Source organism: Salinibacter altiplanensis, from assembly GCF_002894645.1.
Classification (GTDB): Bacteria; Bacteroidota; Rhodothermia; order Rhodothermales; family Salinibacteraceae; genus Salinibacter; species Salinibacter altiplanensis.
In genome coordinates this window covers 162,528-182,305 of record NZ_NCQY01000023.1, presented here as the reverse complement: position 1 = coordinate 182,305, position 19,778 = coordinate 162,528, and the positions used below count along the sequence as shown (strand labels likewise).

The 19,778-nt window shown below is 64.4% G+C and carries 20 protein-coding genes and 1 tRNA gene; 7 read left to right on the top strand and 14 right to left on the bottom strand.

Annotated features, from left to right (window positions below):
* Positions 1 to 61: 61 nt before the first annotated feature.
* The 10 genes from B7R93_RS11000 to B7R93_RS10955 all read right to left on the bottom strand — a co-directional run bounded on the left by B7R93_RS11000 (position 62) and on the right by B7R93_RS10955 (position 10,814).
* Complete coding sequence (locus B7R93_RS11000; protein WP_103020813.1) at positions 62 to 2,071, bottom strand: ABC-F family ATP-binding cassette domain-containing protein; 2,010 nt, start codon at positions 2,069 to 2,071, stop codon at positions 62 to 64.
* A 92-nt stretch (positions 2,072 to 2,163) separates the two neighbouring features.
* Complete coding sequence (locus B7R93_RS10995; RefSeq protein WP_103020812.1) at positions 2,164 to 2,493, bottom strand: cell division protein ZapA; 330 nt, start codon at positions 2,491 to 2,493, stop codon at positions 2,164 to 2,166.
* 27 nt (positions 2,494 to 2,520) lie between these two features.
* Positions 2,521 to 2,910 carry a 26S proteasome regulatory subunit family protein gene (locus B7R93_RS10990; protein ID WP_232798339.1) on the bottom strand — a complete coding sequence of 130 codons (390 nt, stop codon included), beginning with the start codon at positions 2,908 to 2,910 and terminating at the stop codon, positions 2,521 to 2,523.
* 270 nt (positions 2,911 to 3,180) lie between these two features.
* On the bottom strand, positions 3,181 to 5,679 hold the full coding sequence (gene pheT, locus B7R93_RS10985) for a phenylalanine--tRNA ligase subunit beta (protein WP_103020810.1): 2,499 nt from the start codon (positions 5,677 to 5,679) through the stop codon (positions 3,181 to 3,183).
* A gap of 87 nt (positions 5,680 to 5,766) precedes the next feature.
* On the bottom strand, positions 5,767 to 6,777 hold the full coding sequence (gene pheS, locus B7R93_RS10980) for a phenylalanine--tRNA ligase subunit alpha (protein WP_103020809.1): 1,011 nt from the start codon (positions 6,775 to 6,777) through the stop codon (positions 5,767 to 5,769).
* 335 nt (positions 6,778 to 7,112) lie between these two features.
* The gene (gene rplT, locus B7R93_RS10975) at positions 7,113 to 7,460 is read right to left on the bottom strand and encodes a 50S ribosomal protein L20 (protein ID WP_103020808.1); all 348 of its coding nucleotides are present in this window, start codon (positions 7,458 to 7,460) and stop codon (positions 7,113 to 7,115) included.
* Positions 7,461 to 7,614: 154 nt separating this feature from the next.
* A complete protein-coding gene (gene rpmI / locus B7R93_RS10970; RefSeq protein WP_103020807.1) occupies positions 7,615 to 7,812 on the bottom strand; it encodes a 50S ribosomal protein L35 in 198 nt (65 codons plus the stop codon).
* Positions 7,813 to 7,979: 167 nt separating this feature from the next.
* The gene (gene infC, locus B7R93_RS10965; RefSeq protein WP_103020904.1) at positions 7,980 to 8,498 is read right to left on the bottom strand and encodes a translation initiation factor IF-3; all 519 of its coding nucleotides are present in this window, start codon (positions 8,496 to 8,498) and stop codon (positions 7,980 to 7,982) included.
* A gap of 174 nt (positions 8,499 to 8,672) precedes the next feature.
* The gene (gene thrS, locus B7R93_RS10960; RefSeq protein ID WP_103020806.1) at positions 8,673 to 10,643 is read right to left on the bottom strand and encodes a threonine--tRNA ligase; all 1,971 of its coding nucleotides are present in this window, start codon (positions 10,641 to 10,643) and stop codon (positions 8,673 to 8,675) included.
* Between the two features lie 97 nt (positions 10,644 to 10,740).
* A tRNA-Val gene (locus B7R93_RS10955) sits at positions 10,741 to 10,814 on the bottom strand.
* Between the two features lie 272 nt (positions 10,815 to 11,086).
* Between B7R93_RS10955 and nfi the strand changes: the two genes are divergently transcribed.
* Both nfi and B7R93_RS10945 read left to right on the top strand, forming a co-directional pair.
* Entirely contained in the window at positions 11,087 to 11,755 is a 669-nt protein-coding gene (gene nfi, locus B7R93_RS10950; RefSeq protein WP_103020805.1) for a deoxyribonuclease V, read from the top strand.
* A 273-nt stretch (positions 11,756 to 12,028) separates the two neighbouring features.
* Complete coding sequence (locus B7R93_RS10945; protein WP_232798337.1) at positions 12,029 to 12,487, top strand: GNAT family N-acetyltransferase; 459 nt, start codon at positions 12,029 to 12,031, stop codon at positions 12,485 to 12,487.
* A 3-nt stretch (positions 12,488 to 12,490) separates the two neighbouring features.
* On the opposite strand, the gene B7R93_RS10940 is transcribed toward B7R93_RS10945, so the two are convergent.
* Positions 12,491 to 13,042, bottom strand: coding sequence for a YiiD C-terminal domain-containing protein (locus tag B7R93_RS10940; RefSeq protein WP_103020803.1), 552 nt, complete (start codon positions 13,040 to 13,042; stop codon positions 12,491 to 12,493).
* 265 nt (positions 13,043 to 13,307) lie between these two features.
* Here B7R93_RS10940 and B7R93_RS10935 point away from each other — a divergent pair, with 265 nt between their 5' ends.
* Positions 13,308 to 13,823, top strand: a complete 516-nt coding sequence (locus B7R93_RS10935; RefSeq protein ID WP_103020802.1) for a DUF4442 domain-containing protein — start codon at positions 13,308 to 13,310, stop codon at positions 13,821 to 13,823.
* Positions 13,824 to 14,027: 204 nt separating this feature from the next.
* Here the strand turns inward: B7R93_RS10935 and B7R93_RS10930 are convergent, their stop codons facing one another.
* The 3 genes from B7R93_RS10930 to B7R93_RS10920 all read right to left on the bottom strand — a co-directional run bounded on the left by B7R93_RS10930 (position 14,028) and on the right by B7R93_RS10920 (position 15,954).
* Entirely contained in the window at positions 14,028 to 14,726 is a 699-nt protein-coding gene (locus B7R93_RS10930; RefSeq protein WP_103020801.1) for an SDR family oxidoreductase, read from the bottom strand.
* 103 nt (positions 14,727 to 14,829) lie between these two features.
* On the bottom strand, positions 14,830 to 15,489 hold the full coding sequence (folE, locus tag B7R93_RS10925) for a GTP cyclohydrolase I FolE (protein ID WP_232798336.1): 660 nt from the start codon (positions 15,487 to 15,489) through the stop codon (positions 14,830 to 14,832).
* A 51-nt stretch (positions 15,490 to 15,540) separates the two neighbouring features.
* On the bottom strand, positions 15,541 to 15,954 hold the full coding sequence (locus B7R93_RS10920; RefSeq protein WP_103020800.1) for a 6-pyruvoyl trahydropterin synthase family protein: 414 nt from the start codon (positions 15,952 to 15,954) through the stop codon (positions 15,541 to 15,543).
* Positions 15,955 to 16,396: 442 nt separating this feature from the next.
* Here B7R93_RS10920 and B7R93_RS10915 point away from each other — a divergent pair, with 442 nt between their 5' ends.
* From B7R93_RS10915 to B7R93_RS10900, 4 genes are all read left to right on the top strand, one after another.
* Complete coding sequence (locus B7R93_RS10915) at positions 16,397 to 16,741, top strand: histidine triad nucleotide-binding protein (protein WP_103020799.1); 345 nt, start codon at positions 16,397 to 16,399, stop codon at positions 16,739 to 16,741.
* A 100-nt stretch (positions 16,742 to 16,841) separates the two neighbouring features.
* Positions 16,842 to 17,441 (top strand): dephospho-CoA kinase, encoded by a 600-nt coding sequence (gene coaE, locus B7R93_RS10910; protein ID WP_103020798.1) that lies wholly within the window; start codon positions 16,842 to 16,844, stop codon positions 17,439 to 17,441.
* Positions 17,442 to 18,194: 753 nt separating this feature from the next.
* Positions 18,195 to 18,638, top strand: coding sequence for a sensor histidine kinase (locus B7R93_RS15920; protein ID WP_232798335.1), 444 nt, complete (start codon positions 18,195 to 18,197; stop codon positions 18,636 to 18,638).
* A 172-nt stretch (positions 18,639 to 18,810) separates the two neighbouring features.
* On the top strand, positions 18,811 to 19,566 hold the full coding sequence (locus B7R93_RS10900; RefSeq protein WP_103020797.1) for a response regulator transcription factor: 756 nt from the start codon (positions 18,811 to 18,813) through the stop codon (positions 19,564 to 19,566).
* Positions 19,567 to 19,778: the final 212 nt, after the last annotated feature.

Here is a 19,778-nt window from a genome sequence, read left to right as displayed (position 1 = left end):
CTGGGACGGGCCCTCGAGAAAGAAGTGGTGTTGCACGCCGGACGCGTTTCACCGACACGCGCTAGTCTTCCAGTGCCATGACGTGTTCGGTGAGCACTTCCCACTCTTCGTAGAGCCCCGAGAGCTCCTTCTTGAGCGCGTTGTACTCGTCGGACAACTCTCGGGCCGCTACGCCGTCGCCCTCGTACGCGTCCGGGTCGGCCATGGCCGCTTCGAGTTCCTCTTGTTTCTCCTCGATTTCCAGAATCCGGGCCTCTGTCTCCTCCAGCTTCTGCTTGAGCTGGTACGAGTTGAGGTCGGCGAACGGGCCGTCCCGACGGCCCTCGGGGCTGGATGTGTCGGCCTCTTCGGGGGCCGTCTCCGCGTCGTCGACGGAGGCGTGTCCGTTGGCCGACGTGCCGCCGGCCGGTGTCCCTGTTGCGTGGACGTCCCGCAGCGGGCGGGCCGAGCCCTCCTCCACCTGCCAGCGAAAGTCGGAATAGTTGCCGAGGAACGTGCGCACGGTGCCCCCCCCCACGCGCCAGGTCTTCTCGGCCACGGCGTCGAGCACGTGGCGGTCGTGGCTCACGAGCACAAAGGTCCCCTCGTACTTCTGTAGGGCCTCGATCAGCACCTCGCGCGATTGGATGTCGAGGTGGTTCGTCGGCTCGTCGAGAAGGAGCAGGTTGGCCGGTGACAGCAGCGTGCGGGCGAGCGAGAGGCGGCTCTTCTCGCCGCCGGAGAGGACCCGCACGTCCTTAAACGCGTCCTTGCCGGTAAAGAGGAAGCGCCCAAGCAGGCTGCGCAGTTCGGTCTTGGGCCGATTGGGGGCCGCTTCGCGGACGGTGTCGAACACCGTCTGGTCCGGGTCCATCGTCTCGGCCTGGTGCTGGGCGTGGAAGGCCATCTCGACGTTGTGCCCCTCCGTGCGGGTGCCTGCAAAGTCTTCCATCCCGCCGATGATGCGGGCGAGGGTGGACTTGCCCGCGCCGTTGGGGCCCACGAGCGCGACCTTGTCGCCCCGTTCGATGGTGAGGGGACCGGCGTCGGTAAAGACGGTCTCGGAGCCGTGCTCCGTGTCGTAGGTCTTGCTGAACTCAGGGAGCTCCAGCACGACGACGCCGGAGCGGGGGGGCTCGGGAAACTCGAACGACATGGCCGGGGCCGGATCGGGGGGCGGTGGGATCCGGTCCATCTTCTCTAGCTTCTTGATCCGGCTCTGGACCTGACTGGCGCGGGCGGCATTGTAGCGAAACTTGGAGATAAACTCCTCGATCTCCTCGATCCGCTTTTGCTGGTTCTCGTACTTGCGGCGCCAGCGCTTGTAGCGTGCCTCCCGGGCCTCCAGGTAGTGCGAATAGTTGCCGTCGTAGTGCAGGAGGCGGCCCCGCACAAGCTCGGCGGTGGAGGTCACCATGCGGTCGAGCACCGAGCGGTCGTGGCTCACCAGGATGACGGCGCCGGGATACGTCTCCAGCGTGTCTTCGAGCCAGTCGATGCTCTCGATGTCGAGGTGGTTCGTCGGCTCGTCCAGCAGCAGCACGTCGGGCTGCTTGAGCAGGAGGCGGGCCAGGGCCGCCCGCATGCGCCAGCCGCCGGAAAAGGTGCGAAGGGGGCGGTCGAGCTCGTCCGGGGCAAAGCCAAGTCCGGTGAGGGTGGCCTCGGTGCGGGGCCGGATGCGGTGGGCGTCCTGGGCGTCGAGTCGCTCCTGCACCCGATGCAGCCGGTTGAGAAGCTTTTCGTGGCGGTCGCGCTCGTGGTCGATCGCCTCCAACTCGCGGCTAATGTCCTGCTCCTGCTCTTCCAGGGCCAGCACCTCTTCGAAGGCGCGGAGGGCCTCGTCCCGCACCGTTCGGTCCTCGGGCAATTCCTGCACGTCCTGCTCCAGGTAGCCGATGGAGACGCCCTCCCGCGTGATGGTGCCGGAGTCCACCCGCTGGTCGCCGGCAATTGCCTTGAGGAGGGTCGTTTTTCCGGCGCCGTTGGGCCCCACGAGCCCGACGCGGTGCGGCTCGGGCGTGATCGTCCACGACAGGTTGTGGAAGAGTGGGTCCTCCCCGAACTCAATGGTGAGGTCTTCGAGTTTGATCATGTAGGGATAGTCGCTCTGCGGTGAGTGCCCGTCCGGTGTGCCTTTGCTGAGCGGAGGGCGGTGTGCGGGGCGCGGGGACGACTGCCTGGGCCCTACGCATCTGCGTCCAGGGCATCATCGGGCACGGGCGTTGCCTCCTCCAACCGCTTCGACAGGCGGGCCAGCTCCTTGTTGAGGGCCGTGGTGCCGTCCTCGTGCTCCTCGCGCTGGAGATACAGCTCCTCGGCGAGGGTAAGGGCGGTCATGACGGCGGTCGTGAGCTCGGCCTGGTCGGGGTGGTTGGCCTTGAATTGCTTCATGCGAGCGTCCACGGACGACGCGATGCGCCGGGTGTGGGCCTCGTCGTCCTCCCGCACGCGGAGGGCGTACTCCCGGCCCAGGATGCGCACGCGAATGGATTTGGTTGGCTCGGGGGCGGCCATGGGGGCGGAGGCAGCAGGAAAACGTCGTCAGGACGAGTCGGGAGACGAGGGCGTATTCGTGGACACGTCGGCTCCGTTTTCGAGGCACGTGTCGATGGCCTCGATGAAGGCCGAGATGCGATCCCGGAGGGCCGCCGGGTCGTCGTCGAGCACGAGGGGGGTGGTGTCCGGGTGCACCGCGGGACGTTGCTTCAGTTTCGCGACACGACGCCGGAGGCGCTCGTTCTCGGCCTCCAGGCGATCGAGGGCAGTAGTGGCCCGATCCACTTCGGTCCGGAGACGCCTCACCACGGCCTGGTACTCGGGCGGCAGGGGGCTCAGGTCCTCGTCCGGCAGCGCGTCGTCCGGCTTGATGGACTCCGGCACGGGCGGGGCGGGGTCGGAGTCGGGCAACGATGCGCGTGTCGGGTCATCCATAGTGAGCACCGCACAGATGAAACGCAGAACCGTCGGTTCTGGACGACGGCCGTTCCGTCCAGGGCGTTCGGGGGCGAATTTCGGACGCGAAAACGCAGAAAAATGCAACAGCCGGCGATTCGAGACGGTTTCGTCTTCGGCCCCCGCCCGCGAGGGCCTTACGTCGGAGCCGCCGGGGCCACTATCCGAAGATCAGGAGAACCACCGCGAGAATGAACATCACCAGGTACGGGTACAGCAGGCGGCGGCTCATGGGGCGAGGGAAAGGGACTACTGCTGTCGCAGGCGGGCGCCATGGTCCTCTTTGAGGCGCTCGACGATGGTGTCAACCTGGGCGTCCACCTCCTCGTCGGTCAGCGTACGGTCGGCCCCGAAGCGGAGGGTAAACGCCACGCTTTTGGCGTCCTCGTCGATGCCCTCCCCCGCGTACACGTCGAACACATCCACCCGGTGCAACAGGGGGGCGCCGGCCTCACGGATCGTGTTCTGGAGCGGGCCCACTGGCTGATTGGCGGGGACGAGCACGGCAAGGTCGCGGTCCACGACCGGGACCCGGCTCACCGGCTCGTAGTCGCGGTGTCGTCCTGCCCGGGCGGCCGCGACGAGTGTGGCCCAGTTGAACTCGGCCACGAAGACGGGCGTGTCGAGGTCAAAGTCGGCGGCCACGTCGCTGTGGACACGTGCTATCGTGCCGAGGGCAGTATCGCCCGTAGTGATGTCGATATGGTGCTGCGTGACCGGCGGGGGCTCGTTCGTCGTGGCCGCCGCCCCGTTGCGGGGGGACAGCCGGAGGTCCGGTACGCGCAGGTCTTCCAGCAGTGCCTCGACGGGGCCCTTCAGGTCAAAAAGATCCGCCGTGCGGGGCTCGGTGTCCCACCCGGTGGGGGCGTGGGGACCGCTGAGGGCAATCAGCAGCGCAGGATGTTCGCTGTAGCCGGGGACGATCGGGGCCTCGTCCTCCGTTGCTCGGCGGAAGACGCGTCCAAACTCGAACACGCGGAGCGCCTCCTGGCCGTGGTTCCGGTTGTGCTGCATGACCTCCAGCGCGCCCGGTAGCAGTCGCGGACGCAGGGCGGCCATCTCTTCCGAGATCGGGTTTTTCGTCTCCACGACGCGTGCTCGGTCGTCGCCCGTCGGGGGCACGCTGAAGCGCTCGGCGCGGTCCTCGCGCAGCATGCTGTTGGTGTAGGTCTCGCGGTAGCCGAGGCCCTTCAAGAGACTGCGCGCCTGCCGCTCCAGCGTTTCCTCGGGCGGCTGCCGCGGAGTGCGGCTCGGGACGGGCACCCGCTCCGGCTCCGGAATCTGGTCGTAGCCGTGCAGGCGGGCGACCTCCTCAATCAGATCCTCTTCGATCGACACGTCGGGGCGCCAGGTTGGCACGGTGCAGTGCAGTGCATCCGCGCCCGCCTCCACGTCGACGCCGATGGCGTCGAGCAGACGAGTTGCCTCGGGGGTCGGCACGTCGGTTCCCAGCACCTGCGTCAGCCGATCGGGGCGGAGGGCGATCGTCTTGGTCGGGGGCGGGGTGGGATGCTCGTCCACCATGCCGGGGACGACGGTGCCGGCGCCCAGTTTGGCGATCAAGCGGGCGGCGCGGGCGGCGGCCCACGCCTGTCCGTCGCGGTCCACGCCTCGCTCGAAGCGATATGACGAGTCAGTTTGGAGGTCGAGCGCCTTGGCGGTGCGACGGATCGTGGACGGGTCGAAGTACGCGCTCTCGATGAGCACGTCCGTCGTGTCGGCGGAGACCTCGGAGTTGGCACCGCCCATCACGCCGGCCACGGCCACCGGTGCCTCGGCGTCGCAGATGAGGAGCGTGTCCTCCGGCAGGTCTCGTTCCTGGTCGTCGAGCGTCGTGAAGGACGTTTCGTCGTCGGGGCGACGAACGACAATCGTGTCGTCGGCAATCGTGTCGAGGTCGAAGGCGTGGAGGGGCTGGCCGCACTCGTGGAGCACAAAGTTGGTCACGTCCACCACGTGGTTGCGCGGCTGCAGGCCGATGGCCGTGAGGCGGCGGCGCAGCCAGAGGGGCGACGGCCCCACGTCTACGTCTCGCACCACGAGGGCCACGTACCGGGGACAGCCGGCCTCGTCCCGAATGTCGACGGTGATTTCCTCGGCCGCGGTGCCGCCCGGCGCGGGCGTGTCGACCGCTGGCACCTGGAGCTCGCTGTCCGCAAGGGCCGATACGTCGCGGGCCACGCCGAGGTGGCTAGCGGCATCGGGGCGGTTGGGGGTGAGCTCAATGTCGAGCACCGCGTCGGTGGCCGGCAGGTTGTGCTCCGCCAGGTAGTCGGGAAATGGAGTGCCGACGGGCACCTCCTCGTCGAGGACCATGATGCCGGAGTGGTCGTCGGAGAGGCCCAGCTCGTCTTCCGCGCAGATCATGCCGTTCGAGGCCTCGCCCCGCAGCTCGCGTGCCTCGACGATTCGCTCTTGCCGCCCCCCCGAGCCGTCTGGATCGGGGAGCGACAGGGTGGTGCCCACGGTGGCGACCGGGACGTGCTGGCCCTCGGCCACGTTGGGCGCGCCGCACGCGATCTGCGAGGGCTCGCCGTTTCCGAGGTCCACGTCACAGAGCACGAGGCGGTCGGCGTTCGGATGGTTGCGGACCGCCTTGATCTCGCCCACCACCACGCCGTCAAGCGACTGGCCGATGGGCTCGACCGTTTCGACCTCCAGCCCGGCCATCGTGAGGCGCTCGGCCAGCTCGTCCGGCGTCCAATGGTGATCTACGTAAGTGCTTAGCCAGCGAAAACTGAGGTCCATGTTGCGGAGAAGGGTTACACGTTGGAACGTTCACCGTTGAACGTCTCAGAAGCTGCTTCAAACAGGTTTTCAACCTTCCAACGCCGTTTAGAATTGGTCGAGGAAGCGGGCGTCGTTCTCGTAGAAGATTCGGATGTCGTCGATGCCGTGGCGGAGCATGGCCATTCGTTCCACGCCCATCCCCACCGCGTAGCCGGTGTACTGCTCGGGGTCCACATTGACGGCCTCGAACACGTTGGGATGCACCATGCCGCAGCCCAGGATTTCCATCCACTGCCCGCCGTCGTCGGCGTCTTCGTCGGCCCACCAGACGTCCACCTCGGCGCTCGGCTCGGTGAAGGGGAAGTAGCTGGGGCGGAAGCGGAGCGTCACGTCCTCCCCGAAGAGCGCGCGGGCGAGGCTGTAGAGCACCTGCTTCAGCTGGGCCATCGTCACGTTCTCGTCCACGTACAGTAGCTCCACCTGGTGGAAGAGGCAAAACGACTTGTACGAGATCGCCTCGTTGCGGTACACGCGTCCCGGCACCGCCACCCGTATCGGCGGCGCGTGGGCCTCCATGATCCGGATCTGGCCCGGCGAGGTGTGGGTGCGCAGCACGCGCGGGTCTTCGTCCTCCGGGGCATCCTTCAGAAAGAAGGTGTCTTGCATGTCCCGCGCCGGATGGTCGGGCGGGAAGTTGAGGGCCGTGAAGTTGTGCCAGTCCGTTTCGACCTCCGGCCCTTCGTGGGTCGAGAAGCCAAGGCCGCGCAGGATGCGTAGAATTTCGTCGAGCGTCTGCGTAAGGGGATGCGTCGACCCCGTGAAGCCGCGTCGGCCCGGCAGGGTGAGGTCAATGTCGGGACCGCCCGCCTGCGTCTGTCGCTCAAGGCGCGCCTTCGCCTCGTCGATGCGCTCCTGAGCGCGGTCCTTCAGGGCGTTGAGACGTCTTCCGAACTCGGGGCGCTCCTCCGGCGGAAGGTCGCCGATCTGATTGAACAGGTCCGGAATTTCGCCCTGGTTGCGGCCGAGGTATTTGATGCGGAAGGCTTCGGCCTCTTCCGCACTTTCGATCGATTCGGCCTCAATCTGTTCGCGGAGCTGATCGATTGTGTCGGGCATGAAGCGGGGGCGAGTCGAGGGTCACAGAGAGCAGCGCGCCGCCGAGGGCGGGCCCAAGAGGCGAGGGGCAATAGAAAATCCCGCCGAGCCTGCGAGGGCAGGGGCGGGACGAGGTCACCGGCAGTGCTGGTGGTCAACGTTCAGCGTCCCTGCGCACTCCCTGAGGTGGAAAACGCAAGGACCCCCCGAAACGTCGAGGGCTCCAGTGGCATCGCAGCAAGGCGGTCGACGAGGAGGAAGCCGTGAGGTACGGACCGCGGGAAGCGGTGCGCAAGGCGCGAAGGGGAGATTCCCCACCACGTGTTGTGCATCACGCATCACGAGTCACGCATCGCCTACCCCATCACGTGATCCACGATCTGCTCGAAGGCATCCGGGTCGTGGACGGCCAGGTCGGCAAGCACCTTCCGGTTCATCTCCAGGCCCGACTTCCGGTACTGGCCCATGAACTGAGAGTAGCTCACGTCGTGTTGACGAGTTGCGGCGTTGATCCGGGTGATCCACAGCCGTCGGAACCGTCGCTTCTTCTGACGGCGGTCCCGGTAGGCGTACTGCAGGCCCTTCTCGACCGCGTGCTTGGCCACCTTGTACACCTTGCTTCGGCGGCCCCAGTAGCCCTTGGCCTTGTTCAGAATTTTCTTTCGTCGCCGACGGGTCGCCGGCTTGTTCGTTGCGCGCGGCATGTAAGGTAAAGCGTCCGTGTGACAATACAGTCGAAGGTACAACATTGACGAGCACCAGCACGAGGCCGATGCCCGTCTGAGAAAAGCTCTACAAACGACAGACGGGGGCTGAGCACAGCCCTCTGTCAACAGGTCCCCCAGGCCCGCAGCACGACTAGGTCGACAGCATGCGCTTGACCCGATCGCGGTTCGCCTTGTCGTCAACGACGACGCTCTTGCGCAACTGGCGCTTGCGCTTCGCGTTCTTTTTGGTCAGCAGGTGCCCCCTGTTGGCCTTTTTGCGCTTGATCTTGCCGTTGCCGGTCGTTTTGAAGCGCTTCTTGGCACCGCTGTGGGATTTCATCTTAGGCATGGCAGCAACAACACCCCGAGGGGCTTTCGTTCGCAAAGCAGTCAAAAGTCAGGAGCTAGACACCGTATGAGGGAGGCGTCCGCGCGTTCCTGTCCGCACAGAGTCCACAAAAAGACCCTGTGCTCGCCACGGTCGGGGGGCCTTCCTACACAGGGAAGGGAACCGTCCTACTTGTTCTTGTGGGGAGCGAGGATCATCACCATTCGCCGCCCTTCCATTTCGGGCTGCTGGTCAATGCGGGCAATCTCTTGAAGCTCCTCAATCATTCGGCGCAGCAGGTCCATGCCCTGGTCCTTGTAGACGATGTCGCGCCCCTTGAACTGAATGTATGCCTTGACCTTGTTGCCGTCCTCTAGAAACTCGCGGGCGTGATCGACCTTGAAGTTGAAGTCGTGCTCCTCAGTGCGGGGCCGGAAGCGAAGCTCCTTCATCTCCATGGACTTCGACTTCTTCCGGCGCCGCTGCTCCTCCTTCTGCTTCTCGTAGCGGTACTTGCCGTAGTCGAGGATTTTGCAGACGGGCGGATCGGCGTCCGGCGCAACTTCCACGAGGTCGAGTTCGTGGTCTCGGGCACGGTCGAGGGCTTTCCCGGTCGGGACCACGTCGTGATCGCCGTCGGGTTCAACCACGCGAACCTCGTTGGCACGAATTTCTTGATTTACGCGAAGTTTGTCGACGTCAGCGATGGCAGGATGGGTCGTTTTTTGAGGAAAGAGCTCGGAAGAAATCCCGGCCTGTGCGAAGTGGGATGGCGCTCCGGCACAAAAGAGCAAGTCGGGAATTCTTGTACACGCGATTGCCCTTTTGAGGTTTCAGTGAAGGTCACCTGAAGTGGGGCGAGCCGCGCAGGGGCGAGAGGGCTAGTCGAGGGTCGGTTCAAATTCCGGGCCGACGCGGTCAAGAAAGTCCTGAATGGGCACAGTGCCCTGGGGGCCGTCGGCGTGGGAGCGGACCGAGACCGTGCCGTCGTCCGCCTCGTCCCCCCCTACGACGAGCATGTACGGGACCTTTTGGGTCTCGGCCTCCCGGATCTTGTAGCCCACCGTCTCGTCGGACGTGTCGATCTCGACGCGAATGTCGTCGGTCCGAAGCTGAGTCGCCACTGTTTTGGCGTAGTCGACGAAGTCGTCCCCCACGGGAATGATCTGCACCTGCGTCGGGGCGAGCCAGGCAGGGAAGGTGCCCCCGCAGTGTTCAATCAGCACGCCGATGAAGCGCTCCAGCGAGCCGAACGGGGCACGGTGGATCATCACTGGTCGCTTCCGTGCGTCGTGCTCGTCGACGTAGGTGAGCTCGAAGCGCTCCGGCAGGTTGTAATCCACCTGGATGGTGCCGAGCTGCCAGGCGCGCCCGAGCGCGTCCTCGACCATAAAGTCGAGCTTCGGCCCGTAGAAGGCGGCCTCGCCCGGCTCCTCGTAGGCGTCGAGGTCGGTTTCGGCCACGGCCTCGCGGATGTCCTGCTCGGCGCGGGTCCAGAGTTCGTCGCGGCCCGTGTACTTCGCAGTGTCGTCCGGGTCGCGAAGCGAGATCTGTGCCTCGAACTCTTCGAAGTCGAGGGCGTCGAGGACCTTCAGGGTCAGGTCGATGACGGACTTGAACTCGGCCTTGACCTGTCCAGGGGTGCAGAAGATGTGGGCGTCGTCCTGCGTGAAGCCTCGTACGCGGGTGAGTCCGCCGAGCTCGCCGGTTTGCTCCTGGCGGTAGACGGTCCCGAACTCGGCCAGCCGCACCGGGAGGTCGCGGTACGAATGGTGGTCGTTCTGGTAGATCTTGACGTGATGCGGACAGTTCATCGGCTTGAGGAGGTAGCCCTCCTCCTCGCCGTCGTCTCCTTGTCCGGTCACCATGGGCGGAAACTGATCCGCCTCGTAGTGCGGATAGTGCCCGCTGGTGCGGTAGAGGTCGAGCCGCCCAATGTGGGGGGTGCAGACCGGCTTGTAGCCCTGCTTCACCTGCTCCTGCTGCAGCACCCCGCGCAGCGTCTGTCGGAGCGTGGTTCCTTTGGGCAGCCACATCGGCAGGCCGGGGCCCACCTGTTCGGTGTCGAACGTGAAGAGGTTCAGCTCCTGGCCGAGCTTGCGGTGGTCCCGCTCCTTCGCCTTGCGCCGCCGCTCCAAGAAGTCCTCCAGGAGCTTTTCCTTGGGGAAGCTGATGCCGTAGATGCGCGTGAGCTGCGGGTTCGACTCGTCCCCGCGCCAATACGCCCCGGCCACAGAGAGCAGCTTCGGCGCCTTGATGGCGCCGGTCGACGGAATGTGGGGGCCGCGGCAGAGGTCGATGAAGTCGCCCTGCTCGTAGAAGGAGATCTCTCCCTCCTCCAGGCCCTCAATCAGCTCCAGCTTGTACTCGTTGCCCTCCGCCTCGTAGTGCTCGATCGCATTCGCCTTCGACACCTCGTGCCGCTCGTACGTGGCGTCGCGGCGGGCGAGCTCGGCCATCTTGTCCTCGATGGCGTCCAGCTCGTCGGCGGATAAGGTCTGGTCCCCCAGGTCCACGTCGTAGTAAAAGCCCGGGTCGATGGGCGGGCCGATGGTGAACGTGACGTCCGGGTAGAGCGCCTGCAGCGCCTCGGCCATGAGGTGGGCGGAGGAGTGCCAGAAGGTTTGCTTGCCCTCCTCGTCGTCCCAGGTCAGGATTGCGACCTCGGCGTCCTCCGTGAGGGGCCGGCTCAGATCGCGCACCTCGCCGTTCGCCTTGATGGCCAGTGCGTCGCGGGCGAGGCCGGCGCCGATGCTCTCGGCAACCTCCATCCCCGTCGTGCCCGCCGGATGAGTGAGCGTGGAGCCATCCGGAAGGGTGATCTCGATGGTTGTCTCGTCGGTTTCGGCCATGGGCAGAAGCGTCCTCGGTGATCAGTGTGCGGGCGGGGCACCGCCAACAAAAAAGCCGCCTCGTCCCAAACGCGTTCGGGACTGAGAGCGGCAGCAGTGGGTCCAAGTGGACTCGAACCACTGACCTCTACGATGTCAACGTAGCGCTCTAACCAGCTGAGCTATGGACCCAAACCAAACCTGTCGGTGTCATTTTGGGCTTCGTACCAATGCCTACGTCGCGCTCAGGATTCCTTTTCGCCTCAATTCACCGAAACTTTGACCCTTGGTTCCCCGGCAGAGAAAAAAGGAGCGGTGGAGGGGGCCGCACAGGGGCCCCGATTTTCGAGCGGTAAGGTTGTACTGGAGTGCGGGCGTGGTTTTCTTGTCGGCCCAGACCCTTCCTCCGCACGCATTCTGTCCGAGGGGGACGGTCTCTTCTCCCCAATGCCCCGCTTTCCTGCATGCAGGATGTTCCCGCACGGTCCCACGACTGGAACGTCTCGACCGACGAGGCCAAGCGCATTCAGCGCCGACTGGCCTCGGAGGTGGCTGAGACGGCCCTGCCGAACGATGTTGAGACCGTCGCCGGGGTCGACGTAAGTGTGCGCGATGACCGGGCTCAGGCGGCCGTCTCCGTGCTTCGGATGCCAGAGATGGGCGTGACCGACGAGGCGGTGCACCGCTGCGAGGTGCCGTTTCCCTACGTGCCGGGCCTGCTCAGCTTTCGGGAGATGCCCGCCGTGCTCCCCGCGCTCCAACAGCTCGACACGGCGCCGGACGTCTTCGTGACCGACAGCCACGGGGTGGCCCACCCGCGTCGCTTCGGACTGGCCTGTCACCTCGGGGTGTTGTGCGACGTGCCCGCGATCGGTGTTGCGAAGTCGATCCTCGTCGGCGCACCGCAGGGAGAGCTCGGGGCCCAGAAGGGCCACCGCGTGCCGTTGGTTGACGATGGAGAAACGGTCGGAACGGTGCTTCGGACGCGGACGGACGTGAATCCGGTCTACGTGAGCGTGGGGCACCAGTGCACGCTCGACGCCGCCGCGGACCTGATGCTGGACTGTAGCCCTCGCTACAAGATTCCCGAGCCCACGCGCCAGGCCCACAAGCTGAGTCGGACGGAGGAGTAAGGGCCTCGGCGTCCGGGGGGACAGCGGTGGGGCGTGTGCCCCATCCCTTCAGGGCCCCCGCGGCAACGAGGACGTTCTCGGACAGCAATGTGCCGGGCTCTCGAAAGACCTCCGCAACGACCGGTCAATGAGCCCTTTCGTCGCGGACTGTGCGGGCGATCGCTTAGTGCCCGGGCCGACGAGGGGGGAGCATGTCTTCACGGCCACGGAAAGATTATCGCCGGTCCGCTTTTCCAATGCCCAGCGTTGCGCCCTCCATGCAGCCACACCGCCATGTCAGACGGCCCCACCCTTCGCCGCGCCACCCCCGACGATGTCGAGACGCTCGCTCACTTCAACGAAGCGATGGCCGAAGAGACGGAGGGCAAGACGCTTGACCCGGAGGCCGTGCGGGCCGGCGTGCGGGGGGTGTTCGACAGGCCGAAACAGGCGTTCTATCTCGTTGCGGAGCGGGACGAGACGGTCGTGGGAAGCCTGATGATTACGACCGAGTGGAGCGACTGGCGCAACGCGGACTTCTGGTGGATCCAGAGCGTGTACGTGCGCCCTCCCGCACGGCAAACAGGCATCTATGCCGCCCTCCACGGCGAGGTGCGGCGGCGAGCCCGCGAGGCCGACGATGTGTGCGGGCTCCGCCTCTACGTGGAGCAGGACAACGCGGCGGCCCGGGCGGCATACGAGGCGGTGGGGATGAGCGAGCCCCCGTACCGGATGTACGAGGAGATGCTGTAGATGCTACCTATCTAGGGGATCGCAGCTCTCCATGTGAAACGGGGCCCCATCGCCTTGCTCCTCGCCCTGGGCGAGGGCCACATACTGGCCGATGAAGGTAACGGCCCGCTCGCCCGCCTCGTTGATCTTGCACTCAAGCTCGATTCGCGCCCGCCCCCAACGGTCCAGTGTCTCCTGAAATTGCTCCTGGGTGTCCTCGTCTGGGGGTTCGCAAACGACCGAGATGTTTTCGTAGACGGGCCGAAGGTACTCAATATCGCTTTCCTGGATCATAACTTCCACCCGCTCTCGCATGTCCTCCATCGCGTCGTGCATCGCTTCTTGCACGAGCTGGTGCATCATTGCCCAGCCAGTGACCGTGGCAAGCATGCTGAGACTGCCCCCGAACGCACTGCCCATGTGATTGGCGTTTGGCTGCAAGGGGGCAGAGGCACGTAGACGGCCCTGTTCGTCCGCAGCGAGTTCAAACTCAAGGTGCTCGGTGATGGGCATCTTCTCGGTGATGAGACGCTCCAGTTCGTCGAGAGCGGTGTCCTTGAGCGACGGGCTGGGCATGGCGCGAACAACCTGCGTGGCGAGGATCCGAAAGGAAAACCAAAGTAAACGGAATCTCCGTACGAGCCGAGGGCGGATACGTTCTCCGTCGCATCGGATCCATTCGGAAACCCCGCGGGGTTTTGGCGGATGAAGGGACGGTGAGGCGATACGTTACCAAAGCAAGAAACGACCCGTCCGTCTTTTGCACACAAATCGCCCGTCTCCCGACGGCTTTTCCGCCGCAGGGAGTCCCCACCAATTTGCCCACGCACCGTCTCTTCCGATGGCCTCCCGCAACCCCTTCGTCCGCATCGCCGATCAATACGACGGAGTGCCGCCGCGCCTGCGAGCGCCCCTCGTCACACGAGCCGTGGGGGACGTGATCCCATTCGTGGGCACCGCCGGGTGCTTTGTGGAGGCCTACACCTCGCGCCACGTTGCCGTCCGCCTCGACAACGAGACACGCCTCCGGAATCACCTCGGGGGACTCCACGCCGCGGCCCTGGCCCTCTTGGCCGAAACTGCGTCCGGGCTCGTCGTGGCCCTCAACGTGCCGGACGGCTCCGCGCCCCTGCTGCGCACGATGGATGTGTCGTTCGAGGCCTTCGCCCAGGACGCCGTGCAGGCGGACGCCACCCTCACCGGCGACGAGGCGAGTCAGGTCCGGTCTCGCCCCGTCGGGCAGATCAGCGTAGACGTGACGCTCACGGCCCCCAACGACGACACGACGCTCGTCACCGGTGCGCTGACGTGGGCGTGGATGCCGGAGGAGCGGCTCGCGAACGAAGAAAAGGAGTGATGGGAATCAGACCCTGTTTTGCGGGTTGATGGGAAGCGGAGACACGGCGGGCGAAGCGGCAACAGGATGCCCAGATGAGTCTCTGTAGCGGGGGTTGAGCAAGAGCGCAGTCATGCCCCTGGTGAGCGACCGAATGCGTCCAGAGTCCGACCGAGCACTTGCTGGGAGGGGCGCAGACGTCTCGCCCAACAGCTTCTCAAGGGATCATACGTCTCCCGCCTGTGGGCGGAGGAGCAACTCCTCGAGCACCGTGCGGTCGGAGAGGTGGTAGGCATCCACCACGGACTGGGCGATGTCCTCGGGCGCCATGAGCCGATCCTTCGGAACGTCAGTCCCCTCCCAGGTGGGCGTATCGGTAGCGCCGGGCAGCACCGTCGTTACGCGGAGCCCCTCGGCCTTCGTCTCCTGGCGCACAGTGCGGGCGAGCCCGCGGAGGCCGTGCTTGGCGGCGCAGTAGCCGGCGTTGCCTGGGTAGGCCATCACGGACGCCACCGAGCCCATGAAGAAGAGGTGGCCCTCGCCCCGTTCACGCAGTGCGGGCAGAAACGCCTTTGTGACGGCGAAGGCGCTCGTGAGGTTAACGTCGATCTGGTCGCGGAAGCCCTCCAGGGTCAGTGCGTCGAGGGGCGCATAGGTGAACGCCCCGGCATTGTTCACGAGTACGTCCGGGGGGCCCCACTCGTCGTGCACCGCCGCCGCCATCTCGGACACCGCCGCGTCGTCGGTCACGTCGGTGGGAAGCACCAGTGGGGTGCCCCCTCGTGCCCGACAGGCATCGGCGGTTTGCTCCAGTTTTGCCCGCGTTCGCGCCACCAGGGCCACCCGTGCACCGTCGCGTTCGGCGACAGCCTCCGCGATGGCCTGCCCGATGCCCTGACTTGCGCCCGTAACGACAGCGATCATCTTGTTTGGAGAGTCGATGTGTGATGGTTGCATCAACAGGAGTGCTCATTTCGGGCGTGGGACGCGTCGTCTCCCCCAGCGGCCCCCGCTCGCTCCCGCAGGACTAGTCGGTAGCGCCGATGAGGCGCATGAACTCGGCGCGGGTGGCGTGGTTGTCAAACTCGCCACTGACCGAGCTGGTGGTGGTCGCCGAGTTTTGCTTCTCGGCCCCACGCATCATCATGCAGAGGTGCTTTGCCTCGATGACGACGGCCGTGCCCAGCGGATCGACCACCTCGTCGATGGCATTTCGGATCTGAAGGGTCAGCCGCTCCTGTACCTGGAGGCGCCGGGCAAAGACCTCGACCGTTCGCGGGATCTTGCTGAGCCCCACGATGTTGCCGTCTGGGATGTAGGCCACGTGCGCCTTGCCGTAGAACGGCAGCATGTGATGCTCGCACATCGAGTACACCTCAATGTCTTTGACGAGGATCATCTCGTCGTAGGCCTCCTCGAAGAGGGCCTGGCGAAGGATGTCTTTCGGGTTGAGGGCATACCCGTGCATCAGAAACTGGTAGGCCCGGGCGACCCGTTCGGGCGTGTCGGCGAGGCCCTCCCGGCCGGTGTCCTCGCCCAGGATGTCGAGGATGCCCTCGATGTGCTCGCTGAGGGCCTCGGTGGTCTCCTCGTCGTAGATGTCGCGCCGCTCGTAGAGCTTCGGCGGCATGCCGTCGGCGGAGCCGTTGGTGCGCAGCCCGCTTGATTGAATCTTTTTCTCAGCCATTGTGGAAAAGTGGGGGCGGTGAGAAAACGTGCGGAGGGGCCACCGGGACGGCTACTCGCCCCGGTACTCCACGAAGTTGCGAGGGGTTTCGTACAGCCGTACGCAGTGGAGCTCCCCGGTGGGAAGTGCGTCGTCAATCTCGTTCCAGATGGCAATCGCAAAGTTCTCGCTCGACGGGATCACCCCGTCCATGAAATCGACCTCCAGGTTCAGGTTCTTGTGGTCCACCTTGTCGAGCACCCGGTCGTGGAGAATGTCCTTCAAGATGCCCAGGTCGACCACGTATCCGGTCTCGGGGTCGGGGACGCCGGCCACCGTCACCTCCAACTCGTAGTTGTGGCCGTGCCACTTCGGGTTGTTGTCCTTCCCGTAGGTGTCCTCGTTCCACGCGTCCGACTTCTCAGGGTTGTGAAGCCGGTGCGCTGCGTTGAAGTGAACCTTGCGGGTGATGTAGACGGTGGACATGGCAGAACAACGGATGAAGGAACGAAAGGGAATCGAGACACCGAACGGTACTGACCACTGGAAGTGGTGTTGTTTCCTGGGGGCAAACGGGCACATAGTTGTCACTCTGTTCGCATATGTGTCGGGGGCGTCGTGGAAGGGGCCCTCCGAGACAAATCGGTCCCTATGACAGGACAATTGCATGTTGAAGGATTCGTCGAGTGAGGGAGACTCCGCTGCCGCTGATCGTAGAGGGGAAGCCAGGAATGCAGGGGAGAATGGGGGGAGCGTGGGGGAACCAAATTTCCGCCTCCCCCGGACCGTGCAAGCAGCTCCCGTCGCTAAGATGCGATTGCCTGGGTCCTTGTGATTTGTCCGCTGCATGTATATTGTGATTGTGAAAACACAGCCCTCACCCAAAGGAGGGCCCGCTCAATTTTGCTCACGGACCGTGGATCGATCCATGTCCGAGAAAACCATCTTCCAACGCATCATCGACGGGGAGGAGGACGCCGATATCGTCCACGAGGACGACCGATGCGTGGCCTTCCGGGACATCAATCCGGAGGCCCCCACACACCTCCTCGTCGTTCCCCGCAAGCCCATCCCGTCGCTCGATGACCTGGACGCGGAAGACGGGGACCTGATTGGGCACCTGTTTGTGGTGGCCCGCGAACTGGCCCAGGAAGAAGGGCTGCGCGACGGCTACCGCACCGTCATCAACTGTGGAGACGACGGCGGGCAGTCGGTGTGGCACCTTCATCTGCATCTCCTTGGAGGGCGTCGCATGAGCTGGCCTCCAGGATGATCGGGCCCCGGCACGTCGCGAGTGCCGCGCTGTGCGCAGAGCACTCGCGGCCTGTCCCTTCGAGTTTGACGTTTGTACTTCACATTTGCACTGCGCCACCGTGATCACATTGGGCGTGACAGGGGGCATTGGGAGTGGAAAAACAACCGTCTGCGGGTTCCTCGAAGAAAAAGGAGCTCGGGTCTTCTACGCCGACATTGAGGCGAAGCGGCTCATGCAGGAGGCCCCCGCGGTGCGGGCTGCCATTGTCGACGAGTTTGGCCCCGAGGCCTACCACGAAGACGACACCCTGCACCGGGAGTACCTCGCCGAGCGCGTCTTTGGCGACGCTGAGCGGGTGAAGCGTCTGAACGCCATCGTTCATCCACATGTCTTCGAGGCGTTCGAAGAAGCGAAAGAGCGCGCGGTGGACGAGGAGGTGTCCCTGCTTGTCCACGAGGCCGCACTTCTCTTTGAGGCGGGCGGCGACGCGCATGTCGATGTTACCGCCGCCACGGTGGCCCCGGAGACCGACCGCGTTGCGTGGGTGACGGCCCGAGACGACGCGTCCCCGGAGCAGGTGCGGGCGCGCATGCAACACCAACTCTCTCAGAGCGAGCTCCGCAGGCGGGCCGACCACGTGATTGAGAACGATGGAAGCCTCGACGATCTGCGCCAAAAGAGCGCAAAGCTATACTGGGCCGTCGTGGATGATCGGTAGGGGTTTCCAATTTTCGTCCTCGTCCCGAAAAAACAGAAGATTTCACCCAGCGACCGTCCGGCCTCGTCAAAAAGGCGCTCGCATGCGAGGCAAGTTCTAGTCTAGGGTCGATTAAAGAGTCGTTATCCGAAAACTTGTACCTTGAAATCGGAAAGTTTACACGGTACTTTACGCTGAGTTCGTGTGCAATCTCTTGTCCCAAAGCGTCTGAGTGCCAACAAGGGGGCGGTGCGCATCGCTTCCTTGGCGTTTGTGAGTCGAGCGGGGGGCTGAAGGCGACTTCACTCGACGGAAGCGCACAGACGCCCGTCACATCGGCCTGTGCACGCATCTGTGGCACGTTGTTTTCAGGCATCGTTGTGGGCAGGCACCCTCCGCTGAGTGCGAGGCAAGGTCAGTGCTGTCTCCCGATTCCCGAAGGGCGTAGGGCACCGGGAGCAGCGATGGACTCGCACAGGCCGTAGCCGTTGGCGATTTTCAATCTTGAAGAGTGCGATGAGCAACGATTCGAGATAGATCTCCGCCGTACTGCACGAGCTGAAGAATCCCATTCTGGCCATCGAGCGTCTGTCTGACATTCTGCTTGAGAATGACCAGCAGTTTTCGAGTGATACCAAGCGCAAAATCGAGCTGATTTACACGTCGGCCAAGGAGGCCTCCGGTTACCTTGAAGACCTAAACTTCTCCTCCCCGCCGGTCCTTGCCGACGACTTTTCTTTCGCGCCGGTTGACGTTTCGGCCCTGGCCGAGCAGGTGGTCGAAAGCTTCCAGCCACATGCCGAGTACAAGGACCAGGCGCTGCGACGGGCCGAATTTGCCGAAGAGGCCGTGGTAATTGGAGACGAGGTGCGGCTCCTGGAGGCAATGAAGAACATTGTAAACAATGCCCTGAAGTACTCGCCCCGTGGCGAAACGGTGGACGTGCGAGTGCAGAAGGCCGAGGCGGAGGTTCGATTTTCCGTCTCCGACAGCGGGCCGGGACTCAACGAGGACGACCTCGACCGCCTGTTTAAGCCGTTTCAGCGTCTCGCCCAGCAGCCCACAGACGGAGAGGTATCGCTGGGGCTGGGGCTCTACCTCGTGAACGAAATCATCAGTCGCCACGACGGCGAGGTGGACGTCGAAACGACGAAGGGGGAGGGAAGCACCTTCACGCTCGTTCTTCCGACGGCCTCTGTGTCCGCGAAGCACCCGTAGGAATTGCCCGGTCTGGCACACGGCCCGACCGTCGACGTCGGAGTGCAGGCATGCCCATGCACGTTCGCACCTGCACTCCAATCAAGATTCTCCACACTTCTCGGCCCCTGTCTCGACAGCGGGGCGTTCGCATTTTGTCCGTGTCCTCTTTCTCATTGTTGTCCCGATCTCCATGTCGGATCAGTCTACAAACCACATTCGGACCTTTCTCGTCGACGACCATCCGGCGATTCTGGAGGCGATTCGCAATCGCATCGACGACACCCTGGACGTGGAGGTCTGCGGAATGGCGACCTCCTCGGACGAGGCGTTCCGAAAGATCGAGGAGATGGAGCCGGATACGGCCGTCGTTGACATCTCCCTGGAAGATGCCCATGGGCTGGACCTCGTCCAAAATCTTCAGTCGCAATGTCCAGAGGTGCAGGTCGTCGTGTACTCAATGTACGATGAGATGGTCTACGCGGAGCGGGCCGTCCAGGCGGGGGCCTCCGGCTATCTGATGAAAGACCAGCCCACCGAGGACCTCATCGAGGCGATCCGAGTGGTGAATGGGGGAGAGGTGTTTTTGAGCCGAAAGATGGCCTCACAGATTCTGAATAAGGTCGCCCGGGGCGAGTCCTCCGAGCCGAGCTTCCCGATCGAGGAGTTTACCGACCGTGAACTGGCCGTCTTTCAGATGCTCGGAGAGGGGTGCAGCATTGAAGAGATTCAGGATCGGCTGAACCTAGCGCGGAAGACGGTAGAGACGTACCGGCGACGGGCAAAAGAGAAGCTGGGGTTTGATTCCGTGTCGAAGCTGCTTCAGTTCGCGGTCCAGTGGGCATCCGCCCCGGGGGCCGGGAAGAAGGTATCGGGGATGCCCGACGGAGACGGGTCCGCCGATGGAAACGCCCCCGATGGAAGTGAGGACAAGGGAAGTGAGGAGTAGGGACGCGGCCCCGCTCCTGCCGAGAAAGGGGAAGTCGCCCGCGATTTTCGGCCGGGACCACAGCTCTCCGTGGCACGCCTCTGGGTCCCTCTACCCCGCCAAGAGGCGAAGTAATCGGAGCCATTTATTGGCGTAAAATGCTCCGTCAGATTACAAATACACAATCCGTTTCCTCAACATAAATCTGCGCTGATGTGGTAGGTCACTGGGGC

What these genes read in the sequence shown, in the direction of transcription:
- B7R93_RS11000 (WP_103020813.1), bottom strand. Translation starts at nt 2,071, where the DNA reads ATGATCAAACTCGAAGACCTCACCATTGAGTTCGGGGAGGACCCACTC.
- B7R93_RS10995 (WP_103020812.1), bottom strand. Translation starts at nt 2,493, where the DNA reads ATGGCCGCCCCCGAGCCAACCAAATCCATTCGCGTGCGCATCCTGGGC.
- B7R93_RS10990 (WP_232798339.1), bottom strand. Translation starts at nt 2,910, where the DNA reads ATGGATGACCCGACACGCGCATCGTTGCCCGACTCCGACCCCGCCCCG.
- pheT (WP_103020810.1), bottom strand. Translation starts at nt 5,679, where the DNA reads ATGGACCTCAGTTTTCGCTGGCTAAGCACTTACGTAGATCACCATTGG.
- pheS (WP_103020809.1), bottom strand. Translation starts at nt 6,777, where the DNA reads ATGCCCGACACAATCGATCAGCTCCGCGAACAGATTGAGGCCGAATCG.
- rplT (WP_103020808.1), bottom strand. Translation starts at nt 7,460, where the DNA reads ATGCCGCGCGCAACGAACAAGCCGGCGACCCGTCGGCGACGAAAGAAA.
- rpmI (WP_103020807.1), bottom strand. Translation starts at nt 7,812, where the DNA reads ATGCCTAAGATGAAATCCCACAGCGGTGCCAAGAAGCGCTTCAAAACG.
- thrS (WP_103020806.1), bottom strand. Translation starts at nt 10,643, where the DNA reads ATGGCCGAAACCGACGAGACAACCATCGAGATCACCCTTCCGGATGGC.
- nfi (WP_103020805.1), top strand. Translation starts at nt 11,087, where the DNA reads ATGCAGGATGTTCCCGCACGGTCCCACGACTGGAACGTCTCGACCGAC.
- B7R93_RS10945 (WP_232798337.1), top strand. Translation starts at nt 12,029, where the DNA reads ATGTCAGACGGCCCCACCCTTCGCCGCGCCACCCCCGACGATGTCGAG.
- B7R93_RS10940 (WP_103020803.1), bottom strand. Translation starts at nt 13,042, where the DNA reads ATGCCCAGCCCGTCGCTCAAGGACACCGCTCTCGACGAACTGGAGCGT.
- B7R93_RS10935 (WP_103020802.1), top strand. Translation starts at nt 13,308, where the DNA reads ATGGCCTCCCGCAACCCCTTCGTCCGCATCGCCGATCAATACGACGGA.
- B7R93_RS10930 (WP_103020801.1), bottom strand. Translation starts at nt 14,726, where the DNA reads ATGATCGCTGTCGTTACGGGCGCAAGTCAGGGCATCGGGCAGGCCATC.
- folE (WP_232798336.1), bottom strand. Translation starts at nt 15,489, where the DNA reads ATGGCTGAGAAAAAGATTCAATCAAGCGGGCTGCGCACCAACGGCTCC.
- B7R93_RS10920 (WP_103020800.1), bottom strand. Translation starts at nt 15,954, where the DNA reads ATGTCCACCGTCTACATCACCCGCAAGGTTCACTTCAACGCAGCGCAC.
- B7R93_RS10915 (WP_103020799.1), top strand. Translation starts at nt 16,397, where the DNA reads ATGTCCGAGAAAACCATCTTCCAACGCATCATCGACGGGGAGGAGGAC.
- B7R93_RS10900 (WP_103020797.1), top strand. Translation starts at nt 18,811, where the DNA reads ATGTCGGATCAGTCTACAAACCACATTCGGACCTTTCTCGTCGACGAC.